The 16,472-nt window shown below is 55.1% G+C and carries 17 protein-coding genes and 1 pseudogene; 6 read left to right on the top strand and 12 right to left on the bottom strand.

What is annotated here, in order from left to right:
- Positions 1–81: 81 nt before the first annotated feature.
- The 3 genes and pseudogenes from Q0650_RS15755 to Q0650_RS15745 form a co-directional block, all read left to right on the top strand.
- A pseudogene (locus tag Q0650_RS15755) lies at positions 82–387 on the top strand (fumarylacetoacetate hydrolase family protein); the annotation flags it as partial.
- A gap of 16 nt (positions 388–403) precedes the next feature.
- Positions 404–628, top strand: coding sequence for a hypothetical protein (locus Q0650_RS15750; RefSeq protein ID WP_298820662.1), 225 nt, complete (start codon positions 404–406; stop codon positions 626–628).
- Positions 629–783: 155 nt separating this feature from the next.
- Positions 784–1,725: an intradiol ring-cleavage dioxygenase gene (locus Q0650_RS15745; protein WP_298820661.1), complete on the top strand. Its 942-nt coding sequence runs from the start codon at positions 784–786 to the stop codon at positions 1,723–1,725.
- Between the two features lie 313 nt (positions 1,726–2,038).
- Here the strand turns inward: Q0650_RS15745 and Q0650_RS15740 are convergent, their stop codons facing one another.
- The 11 genes from Q0650_RS15740 to Q0650_RS15690 all read right to left on the bottom strand — a co-directional run bounded on the left by Q0650_RS15740 (position 2,039) and on the right by Q0650_RS15690 (position 12,461).
- Positions 2,039–2,596 carry a DNA adenine methylase gene (locus Q0650_RS15740; RefSeq protein ID WP_298820659.1) on the bottom strand — a complete coding sequence of 186 codons (558 nt, stop codon included), beginning with the start codon at positions 2,594–2,596 and terminating at the stop codon, positions 2,039–2,041.
- 120 nt (positions 2,597–2,716) lie between these two features.
- Positions 2,717–3,406 carry a hypothetical protein gene (locus Q0650_RS15735; RefSeq protein WP_298820657.1) on the bottom strand — a complete coding sequence of 230 codons (690 nt, stop codon included), beginning with the start codon at positions 3,404–3,406 and terminating at the stop codon, positions 2,717–2,719.
- Positions 3,407–3,437: 31 nt separating this feature from the next.
- Positions 3,438–4,397, bottom strand: coding sequence for an RAMP superfamily CRISPR-associated protein (locus Q0650_RS15730; RefSeq protein WP_298820655.1), 960 nt, complete (start codon positions 4,395–4,397; stop codon positions 3,438–3,440).
- Between the two features lie 3 nt (positions 4,398–4,400).
- Positions 4,401–4,874 (bottom strand): hypothetical protein, encoded by a 474-nt coding sequence (locus Q0650_RS15725; RefSeq protein ID WP_298820653.1) that lies wholly within the window; start codon positions 4,872–4,874, stop codon positions 4,401–4,403.
- A complete protein-coding gene (locus Q0650_RS15720) occupies positions 4,838–5,875 on the bottom strand; it encodes an RAMP superfamily CRISPR-associated protein (RefSeq protein ID WP_298820651.1) in 1,038 nt (345 codons plus the stop codon). The genes Q0650_RS15725 and Q0650_RS15720 overlap by 37 nt, the downstream gene beginning before the upstream one ends.
- Positions 5,868–6,683, bottom strand: a complete 816-nt coding sequence (gene csx7 / locus Q0650_RS15715) for a CRISPR-associated RAMP protein Csx7 (RefSeq protein WP_298820649.1) — start codon at positions 6,681–6,683, stop codon at positions 5,868–5,870. Before csx7 ends, Q0650_RS15720 begins: the two co-directional genes overlap by 8 nt.
- Positions 6,676–7,167 carry a hypothetical protein gene (locus Q0650_RS15710; protein WP_298820646.1) on the bottom strand — a complete coding sequence of 164 codons (492 nt, stop codon included), beginning with the start codon at positions 7,165–7,167 and terminating at the stop codon, positions 6,676–6,678. Before Q0650_RS15710 ends, csx7 begins: the two co-directional genes overlap by 8 nt.
- A 9-nt stretch (positions 7,168–7,176) precedes the next feature.
- A complete protein-coding gene (gene csx10, locus Q0650_RS15705) occupies positions 7,177–8,319 on the bottom strand; it encodes a CRISPR-associated RAMP protein Csx10 (protein ID WP_298820644.1) in 1,143 nt (380 codons plus the stop codon).
- Positions 8,316–8,996, bottom strand: coding sequence for an RAMP superfamily CRISPR-associated protein (locus tag Q0650_RS15700; RefSeq protein WP_298820643.1), 681 nt, complete (start codon positions 8,994–8,996; stop codon positions 8,316–8,318). The genes csx10 and Q0650_RS15700 overlap by 4 nt, the downstream gene beginning before the upstream one ends.
- Positions 8,997–9,003: 7 nt before the next feature.
- On the bottom strand, positions 9,004–11,130 hold the full coding sequence (cas10, locus tag Q0650_RS15695; RefSeq protein WP_298820641.1) for a type III-B CRISPR-associated protein Cas10/Cmr2: 2,127 nt from the start codon (positions 11,128–11,130) through the stop codon (positions 9,004–9,006).
- A 173-nt stretch (positions 11,131–11,303) separates the two neighbouring features.
- A complete protein-coding gene (locus Q0650_RS15690) occupies positions 11,304–12,461 on the bottom strand; it encodes a Card1-like endonuclease domain-containing protein (protein ID WP_298820639.1) in 1,158 nt (385 codons plus the stop codon).
- 329 nt (positions 12,462–12,790) lie between these two features.
- Between Q0650_RS15690 and Q0650_RS15685 the strand changes: the two genes are divergently transcribed.
- The 3 genes from Q0650_RS15685 (at position 12,791) to Q0650_RS15675 (ending at position 15,318) form a co-directional block, all read left to right on the top strand.
- Positions 12,791–13,756 (top strand): MoxR family ATPase, encoded by a 966-nt coding sequence (locus Q0650_RS15685; protein ID WP_298820637.1) that lies wholly within the window; start codon positions 12,791–12,793, stop codon positions 13,754–13,756.
- 34 nt (positions 13,757–13,790) lie between these two features.
- Entirely contained in the window at positions 13,791–14,573 is a 783-nt protein-coding gene (locus Q0650_RS15680) for an enoyl-CoA hydratase-related protein (protein ID WP_298820635.1), read from the top strand.
- A gap of 61 nt (positions 14,574–14,634) precedes the next feature.
- Complete coding sequence (locus tag Q0650_RS15675) at positions 14,635–15,318, top strand: GNAT family N-acetyltransferase (RefSeq protein WP_298820633.1); 684 nt, start codon at positions 14,635–14,637, stop codon at positions 15,316–15,318.
- A gap of 81 nt (positions 15,319–15,399) precedes the next feature.
- Here Q0650_RS15675 and Q0650_RS15670 read toward each other — a convergent pair whose 3' ends face one another.
- Complete coding sequence (locus Q0650_RS15670) at positions 15,400–16,149, bottom strand: HpcH/HpaI aldolase/citrate lyase family protein (RefSeq protein WP_298820631.1); 750 nt, start codon at positions 16,147–16,149, stop codon at positions 15,400–15,402.
- Positions 16,150–16,472 lie beyond the last annotated feature (323 nt).

The following is a 16,472-nucleotide window of genomic DNA, read 5'->3' as shown; positions in this document are numbered from 1 at the left end:
ATTCACCGGTACCCTGGGCGCGAACGCCGAGTTTTATGCTCCGTATCAAGAGAATGCGCGGCGCTGGTATCGCAAAAAACCTCATACGGTGGACTGACAATTGGGCCATGGAGTAAAGCATTGCGTTCGCGCGATCTGCGCACTATCGGGATGGTGATGAGCCACAATGGGAGACCTGCCGTGGCTGGAACCGGCGCTGCCGCGCTTGGTCATCCGGCCCTGGCCGTGGCGTGGCTGGCGAATAAACTACGGAGCTTTGGCATTCCGCTTCAGGCCGGTGACATCGTAATTTCAGGCGCTCTGGCGGCAACCATTCCGGCCCAGCGTGGCGATCTCTTTGTCCTCGAGATGCACGACCAGCCACCGATAAGTTTGCGCTTTGTCTAGGAAAGGAAGCTCAGCGATGCCCATGCTCGAAGTTTTCTACAGTGGTGAGCAGCCGCCAACGCGAGCGCAGTGCCGCACTTTCGCTGCGGAGGCCAGCGCCATCTTTCAGCGGGTGATCGGCACGCCGCCCGGACGGTTGCAGTTAGTGATCCAATTTCTACCCCCAATGCAGACGCTTGCCGTTTTAGATGACGATTCGCCCGATACAGATCACCCTTCCGATCAGCATCCGCCAGGGTAGGGTGCAATCATCGAGGCATTCATGATCTCTTCGTAACCTCTCATTCTTTTCTTCATAAGCGTGTGTTATCAATGCACATGACAACGGTTACGCCGCAGTCCAGGGAAGCCACTGCGGCGTAGTCTCTGATAAAGATGAGATTGCGAGGGATCATCATGTCATCAGAAGAGCGTGATCTGTTTGACCTCGGCCTCCAGGCCGATCTGACAATGATGCAGCAACCGCTGCTCACACGCCGCCGCTTGCTGCGACTGGGATTGATTGGGATTACCACCTTTCTGGCCGGCTGTACGCCGATGGCAGAAGCCATTCCGACGCCGACGACAAGCACTCCTGCGGCCAGATCAACCGCTTCGCCGACCACAGCGATCACCGCCACAACTGCGCCAACTATGGCGGCTCCGGCCACTGCCACAACTGTGCCGACAGTGGCGCCGACTAGCGTTGCCGTTGCCGAATGCGTTGAGGCCATTCCTCCGGAAACAGCCGGCCCATTCCCCGGTAATGGTTCGCAGGGTACAGCGCTCAACGTCCTGACCCGTTCGGGTGTTGTGCGCTCTGATATTCGCACCAGCCTTGGTACGGGCAACATAGCGGATGGTATCCCGCTGCGGCTGGAATTGAAACTGGTTCGGGCTGGCGGCGATTGCGCGCCCTTGCCCGGCTATGCAATCTATCTCTGGCACTGCGACGCGCCGGGTCGCTACTCGATGTACAGTTCAGGTGTTGAGGGTGAAGATTATCTGCGCGGAGTGCAGGCGGCTGACGAACAGGGCCTGGTTGTCTTTCAGACGATTTTTCCCGGTTGTTATGCCGGACGCTGGCCGCACATGCACTTTGAAATCTACCCTTCGCTGGAACAGGCGACCAGCGCGCGCAACGTCGCGCATACGTCGCAGTTGGCGCTTCCCGCAGACATCTGCCGGCAAGTGTACGCCGATTCGCGCTACGGCAACAGCCTGCGGAACCTTGGACAGCTTTCACTCGAACGTGACGGCATCTTCCGCGATGGCTGGGAAACGCAGATGGCGACAGTGACCGGTTCGCTCAATGAAGGGTTAATGGCGCGGCTGACGGTAGGGGTGCCGGGGGCGTGAGCGGTCAGAGGGCGGTATCGCATCAGGCTGCCGGGAGGGTTGCATCATAGGCGCGATCAACCCGGCGCCGCTCATTGGTATACTGATAGCGTGAAAACCGCGCTGATGGCAACGACCAGGCGACCGATTTGAAGCATCTCCACCCACTCGACAAAGAAAAGATAAGAGATATACGCAGCGCAAGTAGATATCTGGTCGCGGGCTGCGCAATCATCGGCACAGGTATCTCATCGCCGGGCTAGTCGTGCCCGGCGATGGAATCACAGGTAGCCGGCAGTTCATCGAGCCAGGCCAGATCGCGACCAATCACAAGCTATTTCATTGTTGCCTGATGAGTATTTTTCATTAAAACCAGGCGCATTTGCAGACCATGTTTATGCGCTAATGTCTTTACTTCTTCCGAATCATCGTAAGTCATGAGAAAATTGCCGGCAATTGACGCGCAGATAGTAAACAGATATTCGTGATCGAGCTGGTGATGTTTATACAGTCGTTTCCCGGCTCGCTTGCCGCCGGCAGTATAGGGAGGGTCGATAAAATAGATCACATCATCATGATCGGCAAATTCTTGCATGACTCTCAAGCCATTATCACAACGAAAATCAATCCGGTCAGCAACCTGCTGAAGGTTGATAATTCTTTGCGCCAGCGTTTTGGCATACCAGCGTGAACCAATTTCCCTGCCGTTCTCACCCTGTTTAATAAAACGCGCGCCTTCAGCCAGAATGCCACCGTGAATCGTTCGTTTCTTCACAATAGTCTGAAAGGCTTTCTCTCGCGTCGTTGCCGGTGAGCGTTGTAGCTCTGCTTCAACTGCTTCTCTCGTCATCGTGAAGGTGAGAAATGGAGGATGAAGTCCTGTACCCGCCACACACGATCGTTCGCACGATAAATTCGTAGCGACCGGTTGGAGACGAGGACATATTGCTCATTAGTAACAATTCTTACGCGTATTGATTGAACATAAGATCAGTCAGCTGCAATCACGCTTTCAGTTCTTCGCTCTCGGCGCTCGCTTTACATACAGTACAATCTTCCTTTTAACCTGTTCAACTCGCACAACTTCCACTCTAGCGGCGTCCTTAGCCGGACGATATGCAGGTACACCAGCTTCCCGTTTCAGCAGGGCGAACATCTCTGGATAGCCGGGCACTTCGATACGGAAAAACTCATCATCGGCTTCTAACACCTTACCGGTGAAAACATCTCCCACTTGCTTCGGTGTTTTCAGCGTTGTTTGACTATTCTCAGCCGACGTAGGATTAGACAACGATTCCGATGAAGAAACTTGCTGCGCGTTCGTTTGTTCTGGCTCGGTTACAGGAGAAGTGGATGATACTTCCGTTTGTTCGACAGCACTTTCAGGTGTTTCATGAACCTTAACTTTACGATAATATCGCAACAGGCGCAGTGCCCAGCCCAGCGTTTGCGCTGCATCACTATAATTCATTCCCTGCAGGTAGTCGCGACAGGCTTCTTTCAGCTTTTCGTAGTATCTCCTGGTCTGTTGAGAACGGATTACTACTTTACCATTCTTGACAATTGCGTCAAGGTAGGCAAACAGCGCTTTCAGATCGCGCTTGCTACGCAGGTAGGCCAGCGCCTTCTGCGCTTCGTTGGGGTCAACTTCGGCGGTGGCAAGGTCTTTGGCGAGCTGGTCGGCAATGTTAAAATCGATCATAACTGTTCTGCCAGGATGAAAACCCTTCTTATCAGTAACTTCGGTCAGGACAATTCCGGTCTGTGTTCGGACAGCGCAAGATGTTAGCCAGTTTTTGTACTTGATGTTCAATGATCAGACCTTGCGCCTCGCGTATCAGCTCAGCATGATCGGGGCCGGATGCAGGCTGGTGATTACCAGTATAACGAGCGTAAGGGTTGTCGTAGTTGATTACCGGCTCTCTGATCTTGATCGTTCCCAGACAAACCGGCTTCCCACCGCCGAGTTTCGGACAAAAGGACAGTTTGCCTAACCCCATTGCTACTAAAATGACACCTAGCTGAGCCCCGGTTAGGTTAATGAAGTCCATACGTAACTGGAACTGACTGTTGATGGAGCAAGCTTCGAGCGGCAGATTCCCTTTAGCCAGTTGACCGTGCAGATAAAACTTTCGTCCACGCGGCTTATTATTATCAAAGTAGATATGTCTGGCAGCGGGACGAGGCGCAAAGAGTGGGAGGGATGTCACGATCTCAGCATTTCCATTTATAAGCGGAGCGTCAGCAAAATTCACCAACCCCTGATAACCGAGCGCGCCAAAGATGTGTTGCGCAGAGTCTAATTTAATTTGCCCGCTTTGCTGCGATTGGCAAGGTTTATACTTCTTATCTATGGATGCTTTCGTCAGCAACACACCTGAATTGGTAATCGCCTCAACGATACTACGAATACATCCTTTCAGCGAAGTGCCCGGAATAGCCAGGATGCCGTTGGTGCGGAAGTGAGCTTTAAAAAGGGGATACTGAGCTTTGCCCGGCTTATGTTCGATCAATCCCGAGGCAACGTGAACCGGAGAAAGGGCAACGATGGTAGCGGTAAGTGTGCCACTGAGCGTATCACGCTGGTAACGATGGTGACCGGCTACCCTGGTATCACAACTGGTTTCGGTCAGCGGTACAAAAGCGTATGGTTTTGATATGGGGTTTTGATGCTGATTGCTGCGATCTTCCATAAGTTATCCCTGCACATAGCGAATAAACTGGGCTGCGCCGTTAGGAGCGTGGTAGGTCAGGTATTCTATAGACGGGCGATTACCGCTCTGGAGCAGCCTGCGCGGAGTATGCTGACGAACTTCCCATCCATCGACCAGCGTTTGCGCACCATTAACAGTACGTGCTTGTTCACTCAAAATGAGCACATCGTATTCGTCATCTCCTAGCCGCTTCCAGCGCACCTCAGCCTGGGGCGAAAAGGCATGACCAAAATCGCCGCTGAGCGTGATATCCGTGATGTTCGTCGATTTAACCAGCGGGCGAAGGTGCTGTGAACTGCTTGGACTCAAATCCCACATATGGGATCCGCTGAAATGCCAGCAAGGAAGAGAAACATAGCGGGTAATCAGATCGCGCACCTGAGCAGCCGTTGCTGGTGTGATCCGATAGATATATCCCTTCATAGCCCAATCTCCCATCGCCACGCCGGCATACATGCTTGCCAAACCGCGATGACCTGATCGTGACCGTTCGCCTGCAAGAGCACGCCAAGAAACTGATCCGGCTGGTAGGCTAAGCCAGCAGGTAGATCGACCTGATCAACCTCTGCCGGAGGCAAACCGTATGCTTGAAAGCGCTGATCGAGGCAAAGAGCACCCAGCCCAACCAGCCTGTTCGCCGGCGCTACCGTTGTGCCGTTGAGCAGATGCAGGGTATTGTTGGTTACTTCACAGGTCGGGTAATAGATGCGGAGGCCGTCAAACCTGATGTTTACCCGTCCGAGTCCCCGTGATTTGCCGAAGCCGATCCCGATGCGACCCTCAGCCAGATCGCGGAGTGCCAGTCCAAGCAACGCCAGTTGAGCCAGGGTCAGATTCTTGAAGGTGATCTGGGTCTGGAATGAGCCGGCGACGACGGTTTCGTAGTTAAAAGGCCCATGAGCGACTGAGCCATAGATGCGGTCGATGGCTACTCCATTACGCTCTTCAATTGTGATCTCACCAACTGGATAAGCGTCCGCGAAACGAACGCGACTGGCGAGGCTGGTGTGACCGAAGATCTGACTAACCAGGCTTGATCGACGGTAAATGACAGCTGTGTTTTGGGCCAGATCCCTCTCTTCGTTGCGCAATTCTTCGAAATAGATTCCGCAGGAGAAGCGCATGTCATCGCCATCTCGCTGATATTCCTGATAACAGCTACGATCAAGCAAAGGGTTGTCGGCCAGTGGCGGAATGAAATCGTTAGACAGACGTCGTTGACGAGCGATGTCGTAGCGAGAAGGGCCATCAAGTGAGCGGCAGATTCGTTCACACTGAGCGCGGATGACACCCTTCAATGACGAACCGGGGATATAGACGCGGCCCAAGCTGCGGACAAACTCCATATCGGGGAGTGTCGGATCTGCGCCGCCAGTCTCGCCAGCTTTGATCAGGATAGGGCCAGCAGGCTGAATGTTGAGCTGAATCCTGCCTTCCAGAAATGTGGCTTTATGCATCGTGCTGTACCTCCTGCGCGCGGCGCCGCAATTCGTCACGAAAGGCTTGCTTCCACTGCGTGATTGTTTCTAAGTCAGGAGGGGGAAGCACAGCGCTGTCTAAGAAGGTAAAGATACTGTCGGCATCGCCCGGGCGCAATTCAGCGAATGTATACGAGACTTGCTCGAGCTTCACGTAACCAAGTCCCCGACTGCGAAAACCTCCGATCTGTATTTCGCCACGCAGCCATGGTTGCAAACCAAGGATAACCATTCCCAACTGCCAGTCTGCTCCATTTTCCAGCACCAGTTCGAAGTCGAAGCGAGTGCCTGCAGGCACTACCTCGTAATCGTAGAGCAACCCCTGCTCAATGGTCTCGGTATCGCGATTCAGCGCAACGCCATTGCGTACCTCAAATTGATTGAACCAGAAATCAGAGCGAACCAGCGCATCTTTGAACAATAGTCGCCCGGCCAACCACGGCGCACCAAACGTCAACTCAATCATCGTTGAGTGACGCCAGATGTCTTCTTCAGGTAAATCGGCGATACCGTTGCGCATCTGCTTCTCGATGGCATCGAAATCGCGCACCTGGTGCTCGGTAACACTCCGAATGAGGCCTTCAAGTTGGGCGCGAAATGATCCCTTTAGGGATGAGCCAGGGATAAACGGCCTGCCCAACGCATCACGGATAACCGGGAGATCGTTACCGATGATATTAGTTTCACGACCAGCGCCAATGCGAAGACCAGTCAATGATACCAGATCGCCGCGCACAGTCAGGCGATTGCGCAGCGCAGCAAAAGAGTAGATCGTTCCATCAGGCATTGACTAGCTCCCTCAAATGCTGAAAACCGTCCCTGACCTCTATAGCGTAATAGAAGGCCCGGTTCAAGTAGCCAATGAACAACTGTATCAGACGCACATAAGCCTGATGAAACAATTGTTCCCGGTCAGGAACGTCGTTCATCGCCTGTAACACTTCATTAGCTACGTCTTGAGCCCATGATTTAATCGTTTGGCGGATCTGGCAGATCAGTTTGTGCCCGAAATCATTTTGACCTTCGCCCCATTTACTACCTTCACGCGCAATCTGATAGCGAATGAAGTTGATAATCACCTCTGGTGAGCGTGACGTCATCGCTACGTTCTGTAAATTGCGGAGTTGATTCTTCTCCATCGCCTTTCCTTCCAGCAAAGTGGCAGTCTCGCTTGCCTGTTTCACCAATAGATCGAGGCGGCGTTCGATTGCCGCTTCAAGCAAGAGATCACGTCGCAATATCTTTGGATCAAAGACGCTGGCGTCACTCATAGGTCCCCCTCAACGCAGGTGAAATTCATCGCAAACCCGGATCTGACCATAGCCTTCTTGCCGGCGCTCACCGATGCCAACAAGTTGCAATGCAGCCAATTGCTTATAATCGTGGTCGGTAAGATGACGTTGGGTTGCAAATACATACACACTCCCCATTGTAACTGCCACGTTCGTGGGCTTAGGCCGTTGCCAGAGCGCCTGCCAGCCGCCGACAGTTTTGGTAGCAGTGAATGCACGCACCAGCTCAGCATCAATTCCGGTAAGAGCTTTCAGATGGGTGGCGCTGAGTTCCTGGGTCGGGAGCCAGCCATCTGCAAGCAGGATGGTATCAGCCAGCAAATTGATGGTGAAGACATGACCGGTGATCTGCCAGGATCGACCGCCAAGACGTTCATACCTTCCGGCTTGCTGCTGGAAGCGTTCCGTCATTTCCATAACGCGCTGGCGGATAGCAGAAACCGGTTCGAAAGCTTGTTCTCGTGGCGTGATCTGAACGGCGCCAAAGCCACTGGTTTGCCGACCACCGATGTACGTGATCTGTTGCAGAGCCTGAAGGATAGTGGCATTGTACGCATCGGGTACCGTCATGCTGCCAACAAAGCGGGTAGGCATGAGCTGGTCGCTATTATAGCCACGCACTGTTTCCCGAATTGCCAGGAGCGAGTAAAGCCGTTCGTTTTGAGCAACACCGCGCTGACGATTGATTGCAACCCGGGTGTGCATGCGTTGCTGAACGCTACGGTAGACGAGTTGTTGATCGCGGAGCGTGTAGAACTTTTGTCCAACCGTTTCCCAAGGTCGTCCTTCATCGTCGGTTGGCGCATAGACAAGCGCCTGCGGTTGTTGACGTTCCCAACACACCCGCCGGTACAACGAATCTTGCACCATCTCAGTTGATCCCTTGGGTTGGATTGCGGTTGCAGGAATTGGACGAACCCAGGAGTCGCCGGGTAAAGCCGGGTAGGCATTGTGGCAGCGCAGCGCGCGCAGGATCGCGGGCAGATCTGGGTGGTTCGCCAGCACTTGTCCCAGGGCACCGAAGATGACACTTCCCGGTACGTAAGGCAGGCTACGGTTGAACTGGGTACCAGGCTTACGCTCGGGAAACACCAGTGGCGCTAGAGCTTCAATCTCATACTGGATTATCAAGGCCGGCCTCCCACATCGGCGATCAGGGCCCGGAGAGCAGTGCGAAGCTCGTCTTCCGTACACGCTTGGCCATCAACGAATACGTTCGTCTCCACTTTTGCCCATCCCAGGCCGCGGGATTTGGCACCGCCCCAACGCGAGCTGAGACGCGCAGCAATCCAGAGGAGCGCAGCCTGAGACAGATCATTAATCTGGCCAGTGATGGCGCGAGATGAGTGAAACCGGGTCGTCTCCAGAGCAGTTTCCTGGAACAATAGAAGGCTTTCTGCCGCTGTGCGTCGGTGACGATTAATTGTTACAGAGGGTCGAATCTGACTCAGATGCTGGGTGGGTTGGGCACGGATTGACTCTGCTTGAGACAGATCGCCAATGATACCGGGTAGATGGGCGAAGAAGAGAGGCGATCGCGACATCGGGCTGCCGAACAATTGCCGCACCGGCGTATCATGTTCTTCTCGTTGCGCGCCTTCAAACGGCGCAGGGATATCCTTCCCTAATCCGCGCAACAGTTGTTCAGCGGCCCAGCGCAGTTTCCCTTTCACTTGGGAACCCGGAATCAGCGGTCGCCCCCAGCCATCGCGCACGATACTCTTATCAGCGATGGTAGCAATACTCCCGCCAGCGCCAACACTGATGGCAGTCTGACTGATGACGGTTAGCTCAATCCGAAGCTGCATGGTACCCTCATTCCGCAACAAACTCGTAAGCTTCCAGCATGTCGGCCCAGATTGTCTCGTAACGTGGTTTCACTTGACGGGACAGCGGTGTTCGTGATGACCACGGCGGGACGTGTATACGTTGAGGCTGGTTGGGTGATGGGTAACACCAGGCATAATCAACGTGTTTAATCAACACATCACTTAGCCGGTGTAACCGGCTGCGAGTATAGAGATATTCCAGAGCACTGTCGAAGACTCCTTCACGATTGCGGTCCAGAATGCTGCGTAACCGATAAAGCTGTGACCGAGGTACTTGCGCGCGCTTCAATTCGCGAACAGTTGCCAGCAATCCGGCAAACTCGGCCCAGGTGTAGGGACGGGCAGTTAGACGTTGCGGGCTGTCGTCGGTATCGCGCAATGCCTCAGCGCGGAAGGAGGTTATATCGTCGCTCACCATCGGAACCGATTTTAATACCATAAAATCGACCGTGCCACCAAAGAAGCCTTGTCTGGCGTTTGTTGTAGCCAGCTTTTTTGCCTTTTTTAAGAGTTCTTCCACCAGGTCGCGCACCAGGAAAAAGGGTGTGTTCTCTTGGGCGATCAATACCCCTGCCGAAAGACCGGCAGCAGGCCGGAATGATCGAACTGCAGCCGCAACCGGATCTGTTCCGTTGTAGCGCAGCGGTATCGACTGCGACTCCAGCAGGTTCAGGCTAGCTGAAGCAGCTATCTGCTTAAAGCGCTGGGTCAATTCTTGCTCGAAGAGTTGGGCAATAGCAATGGCAATATCGAAGGCTTTGTGAGCCGGTACGACAATAAACAGGTCGTCGCCGCCAATCGTCAAGATCTCGAAGGGGTGAATCCATTGCCTGGCGACCTGAACAGGTCTCAGATGATTGGCCAGGGCAGTAAATACTGCTTGTTGAGCGACCTCACTCAATGCGCGCGAGACCTGATGATAGACCTCTGGTGTTGTCAACGTTGCCATCAGCCGGCCAATATTGTTTCCGTCAGCATAGATCACACTGATGTAGCGTTTCGGCTCGGATGCAGCACCAATGTCACTTAAGTCGCCGGCTGCAATGGCGTGATGCCGGTTCTGATCCTGGGCATATGGCGAATCAGACTGGTGTTGAGTAAGAAACTGCTGCCAGCGCTGCTCCCACGACTGATCTTTAAGGTCGGCTGGTAGATTCCACGGCTTCAGATCATTTGCCAGGCTTCCCACCGCTACTCCCTTTACCAGGCGGCCGACAGCTAGCTTGCGCGCAGAGGCTTCGCTTAAGAGGCGGGTGTCGTTGCCGATCTGGACCCGAATAACTGCCGGCCGAACATCGCTACTGCGGCACTTCTCATCCCACGGCATCAGTTCGTAATGGGGCAAATGGCGTGTTTCACCGTGGCTGGCACGTTCATCGCGACGGCGATGATACATCGTAGTCAGGATTGTAACCAATTCACCGAAGGTTTTGCGGTTAAAAAATCGTTGACGTAGCGCTGTCTCATCAGTCCGATCGGGTGGCTGTCCGGCAGGTGGGTAATAGTAATGTTTAAGCTCTTCCCAAAGGTCTGCATCCTGACAGTCTGTGAGAAAATCGTCGATCCAGTAGATCTGACCGGGACGATCAGGGTGAAAGAGCCGCCCATAACGCAGTTCGAGCAGGTCGAAACATGCCGCTACGGCAACGCTGTTGGCTGTTAGAGTATGTTCAGTATAGACTCGTTCCACCTCAGTAGCCAGCGCATCAGCGCAGCAGCAGGGGGTAAAGGCGAGAAATGACCCGCCGCTAGCATAAATCACGTAGGGATGAGGTGGGTTACCGGTAGTGCTGCTTAATGGGAAATGTCTATGCCAGATGCGATGCACTTCCTGCTCGCCGATCCAGTCGAGTAATGCGCTTGCGCCGCGAATTTCCGGTAGTTTGGGCGCTTCGAAGACGTAACTTTTGATCCTGGTTGCTCCGCCGTAGACTAGCGCCAAGCGTCGTGGGTGCGCGCCGATCTGGTTGTTGAGTTCCCAGAGACTCGCTGCAGAAGGTTGAGACCCGGCATTGAGAATGGTAGTCACGACGTTAAGCAGTTCGTCTGAGGGTTGGCCAGGGTAGGACAGACATTCGGCAATAATCCGACAATAGTCTGGTCTATTTAACATAAAAGCCTCAAGCGATCGATCGGCAGTTGCGATGCTGATATTATAACAACGCGCTACCAGCAAAGCAAAACAGCTTTATTTACGTGCAATATGCCGTCAGGAAAATAGTTGAAAACAGTCATTAGATGTCATTCAACGGTTCCAACCTGTATGAAGATTATGGATCGATGCTGTTACACGCGCGGGTAGGTTGGTTTTCTGGCTTCTTGTTCCAATATGGAAGGAAGTTCGGTCAGTTGTTCGCCGGTTACGACCACGATCTCGCGCGCTTTGGCCTGATCTTCGAAGGAGCGAAGGGTGTCAGGGTTCACCTGCTGCCGACTACGCGCGGTGATGAAGAGTTTTCCCACAAATGATCCACCGATCATATCGGCGATCGAACTGAGCTGATCGAGGTGTGCTGTTTTAAAGGGATCCTTTTCAGTTTTGCATTCGCCAATCAACATCGAGGCGGCAAAGGTGAGCGCCAGATCGATCTGATTGTTGGCGCTTTGCCCGGCGACAGGTATCTCGACACCGAAGCAACAGTCGTCAAAACATCCGGCCCGGCGCGCGGCATCCCAGGCCACTATCTCGAGCCAGAGACCGTCGAAAAATTTCCAGAGATCAGGATGACACTGATGCAGGTCATAGCCGTTGCTGTGCGCTTGAACCTGATCGATCAGACCGGCAGCCAGGATGTTGGGCAACCACGCTGCTATTGATGGTGTCAATGGCAATTGCTGTAGCCAGCGTGGAGCGGTATATGATGTATTCGTTTTTGCCTGGCGGAGCAACTCGCGAAAATCCAACACTTCATCGGGGGTACCGGCCAGGATCCAGGCCAGATCGATCCAGGATTGAGCTGGCGGCTCCGATGGTTTGACTATCCGTCCATAAATCTGGAGATAGTCGGCCACGGATAACCTGTAGGGGTTTCCCTGCGGCGCCTGTCCGGCCAAGACTACAACTTGACGCCCATTGGTGTTGAAGTACCAGATGCTGGCCTGACACGCCTTGCCAGCTTCGTAGGCGCCGATGCTCATGATGGTGGTCGCGCAGGTGATGTTGCATATCCAGTGCATGTCGTGATATTGCTGCATAATAGTCGTGCATGCAGTCTGCACGTCGTTCAGGTCAAAGGCATTGACTGCTTGCGGAGAAAGGAGCTGCGATGAAAGCTGTTTGAGAATCGGCTTCACCTTATCCCATTCCCTCCCCGGTTGGAGCGCTTGCTGAGAGGCGATAGGCGCAATGATCTGCGGACGCAGGAATTGCGCGCTTAAAATATTGGGGGTTTGCCGACCGCCAATGAGCAGGAGCAGCGCTGTGGGCGCATTTGAAACGCTCATATCTGGTATCCTTTTCTGGTAGAGATGCGGATTCGGTCGCGCTCAATTCACGCCTATTTTACGATACTTTCGTTGTCGTGAGCTGCCATCATCTTGGGAAATTATCAAAATTAAAACGTTTGTTCTAAAATGCCCGGCATCGCTGTGGGATAGTGTGGGATAATGTGGGATAGTGTGGGATAATGTGGGATTGTCGGGATTACGTGATGTCGATCTCAGACATGATCGTGAAGGTTCTCGGCTATAATACTGAAGTAAACGTTGTAGTTCTGCCGTAGCTGAACCAAAAGATTATTTGTTTTGTCTGCTGCGGGGTATTGCGAGCTTACGTGACGACTCCATCTCCTGCAACCGATTTGCGCGCGTTAGCCAGGTTTGCCGAACTGGTGCGGGCTAACGTCGAACAGGTGATTGTCGGTAAGACTGCGGCAATTGACCTGTTGTTAATTGCTTTACTGTGTGGCGGGCACGTGTTGATCGAAGATGTGCCCGGCGTGGGCAAGACGATGCTGGCACGCGCGCTGGCCGTTTCGCTTGGTCTGAGTTTTCGGCGGGTGCAGTGTACGCCTGATCTGTTGCCCAATGATCTGATCGGGGTAAGCATCTACCGTCCCCAAACCGGTCAATTCGCCTTCCAGCCAGGCCCCCTCTTCAGCCATGTGGTGTTGATTGATGAAATTAATCGGGCAACGCCACGCACGCAGAGCGCGCTGCTTGAGGCGATGGGTGAAGGTCAGGTAACGGTAGATGGCGAGACGTACCGGTTACCACAGCCGTTTTTGGTATTGGCAACTCAGAATCCGGTGGAGTTTGAAGGGACGTTCCCCTTGCCTGAAGCGCAACTTGACCGCTTTCTGGCGCGAGTGCGGCTCGGTTATCCCTCGCCTGCTGAAGAGGTGCAAATGCTGGAAGTGCTGGCCGCCGAGCATCCGATTGAGCGACTTACGGCTGTCGTTGATGGCAGGCAATTGCCAGAGTTACAGCGAGCTATCTACACAGTACGGGTTGCGGCATCGTTGCGTGAGTATCTGGTGCGGCTGGCTCAGGCGCTTCGCGCTCACCCCGACCTGGCGCTATCGATGAGTCCGCGGGCGACACTGGCGCTATTTCGGGCCGGGCAGGCGCGCGCGGCGCTTGATGGTCGCGATTACGTGTTGCCCGACGATTATAAGGAACTGGCTGCGCCGGTGCTCGGTCATCGGTTGCTGGTGCGGCCTGCGGCCAGTGTCCGTGGCCGCACATCGCTCGATATTCTGGCCGAGACGCTGGCAACAGTTGAACTGCCGCTCGAATAGTCTGCGCCCATGCATCTGTCTGACGGAGGATGATATGTCATCCGTGCTTAGCCTGACGCGCAACGGCCCCATTGCTACTCTCACCTTACACCGGCCTGCTGTTCACAATGCGTTTAACCCAGAGGTGATCGCCGGCATCACCGAGGTCTGCCAGGAGGTGCGTGATGATCCGATGGTGCGTGTGCTGGTATTGCAGGGAGAAGGGCCATCGTTTTGCGCCGGCGCCGATCTCAACTGGATGCGCGCCAGTTTGACCTTCACGCGCGAAGAGAATCTGGCCGACGCTGCCCGGCTTGATGCCATGTTTACTGCGCTCGATACCTTGCCGCAAGCGGTGGTGGCGCGCGTGCATGGCGCGGCGTTGGGTGGTGGCGTGGGACTCGTATGTTGCGCCGACTACGCCGTTGCCGCTGAGGATGCTGTCTTCGGCTTGACAGAAGTGCGGTTGGGCTTGTTACCGGCGGTTATCGCTCGCTTCGTGGTTGGCCGGATCGGTTTTGGTCATGCGCGAGCTTTGTTTGTCACCGGGCGCCGGATGAAGGCGGCGCAGGCGCTGGCGATCGGTCTGGTGCATGAGGTGGCGCCGGCAGCGCAGCTTGATACGGCAGTCGATCGTGTTGTCAGTGATATGTTACGCGGCGGCCCACAGGCTATTGCGGCCAGCAAGGCGTTGCTGCGCGCAGTGCGCACCGAGTCACTCGCCGAAGTGCGCCGGTTATCAATTGAGGCGATTGCTACCGCTCGCGCAGGCGCAGAGGGGCAGGCCGGCTTGCGCGCTTTTCTTGAGCGACAGTCGCCGCCGTGGGCGCCTGAGTAATGTAACCGGTAATGACTCCAGTCGCACTGAATACCTTCTTGTCGTCGAAGAGAATGGTGTCATGGCTGCATTCACGATTCGACCTGCAACCGAGTCTGATATACCCGACCTGGCCCGACTGATCGTTGAGCTGTATCACGCCGAGGTACCCGGCGCATTGAGTGGCGCGCGCTCCGGGCAAGAGCGCTTGATCGCGTATACGTTGCGCGCCAATGGAGCGGCGGCGCTGGCTCATCGCTATGTAGTGTGCGATTCGCAACAGCGCGTCATCGGTACCGGTATGGTGCAATTTGCCGATGCGCCGGTCTTTGAGCGCGCGCCGCGCGGCACGCTGGTGGCTGCGTTGCGCGAGATCGGAATAGGGCCAACGTTGAAGCTGGTTGCCGTTGTTGCCCGTACCTTGTTTGGCGTTTATCGCCACGCTGACCCGCAGAGTGCCTTGATCCACAGTGTCGTCGTCGATCCGGCGGCGCGAGGTCAGGGCGCCGGTTTCGCTTTGATGATGGCTCTGGAAGCAGCGATCCGTCAGTACGGCCTGCCACGCGCTCGTCTACAGGTGTTGGCGAGCAATACCGGCGCGCAGCGACTGTATCGCCGCCTGGGTTATCGCGAGATCTGGCGGCTGACCGGCTGGCGCGCCCGGTTGGGATGGCCGAGTCTGGTGATGGAGAAGGAGGTAGCCGATGCTGAAGGGGCAGTCATCGGCTATTCGCAGCAATCTGTGGCATCACCGCGGCAACCATAACTGTGACGATGGCAATATCCCACCCACACGCATTGCCGATCACCGGTATCGGTCGCCAGCGACTTCAGCATCCATTTCGACTCACCGCGCGGCACGTAAGGCGGCAATTGCGCCGTTCAGGATCAGATCGCTATCATTGACAATTGTGATGAAGTTGAAGCCAAGCGTGGCCAAATCTGCGACCAGTTCAGGCCGGGCATAGATACCGGCAGCCAGGTTGTGCTGTCGGCAGGCCGCCGTGATGCGGGTGAGCGCAGCGCGGAAGGATGGCGCTGCGAAATCGACCGGTACCGGCAACCCAAGGCTCAGACTAAGATCGGCTGGCCCAACGTAGAGGCCATCGATGCCGGGAACGGCGGCAATCTCTTCGACCTGGGCCAGCGCGCTCGCCGTTTCAATCATAGGCATCAGAATCGGCAACCGGGCCACTGCTGCCGGTTCGGCCACGCCATGGGCCACGCTAACCCGCACCGGGCCATAGCTCCGCATCCCTTCCGGCGGGAAGCGACACGCAGCCACCAGGGCGCGCGCGTCGGCAGGGCTATTGATAAGCGGCGCGATAATGCCGGCAGCGCCGCGATCGAGGGCGCGCATGATCGCAGCCGGTTCGTTCCAGGCCAGCCTGACCAGCACCGGACACCGCTGTTGATCGATCGCGTGGAAGATGTGAAGCGCAGTCGGATCGTCAATCAGCCCATGCTGTAAGTCGATGGTGAGAGAGGGGAAACCTGCGGTCGCAAGGAGTTCGGCGCTCCAGGGACTGGGGATGGTGAGCCAGGCATTGTAGACCACGCTACCGTTTGCCCACTGCTGACGAAGATTATGCGTCATACGGCTTCTCCGCATACATTCCGGAATGCGCTCATGGTAGCATACCTTTGCGATGCCTCCGGCAGGTGGCGAGAGCGCATCCGCGATTCTGTGCCCAATCTATCAACGGTGTGTAGGACAGGGCCATCTGGCGCTCCTGCGTACACGTGAGGGTTGCGTCTGGCGGCTATAAATAATGTGGCGCGACTTCAGGTTTGTGCCTCTGCCGCAGTTTGTATGCGATCCACAGCGCAGAATAGTGCGGGATACGGACTTGTGTTCCGATCCACGACACCATAGATTGCCAATTGGCAACCGGACGGTTTCACCTTTCACCGGCCACA

Source organism: uncultured Chloroflexus sp. (assembly GCF_937129525.1).
GTDB lineage: Bacteria > Chloroflexota > Chloroflexia > Chloroflexales > Chloroflexaceae > Chloroflexus.
This window is presented reverse-complemented; position numbering and strand designations above follow the sequence as displayed.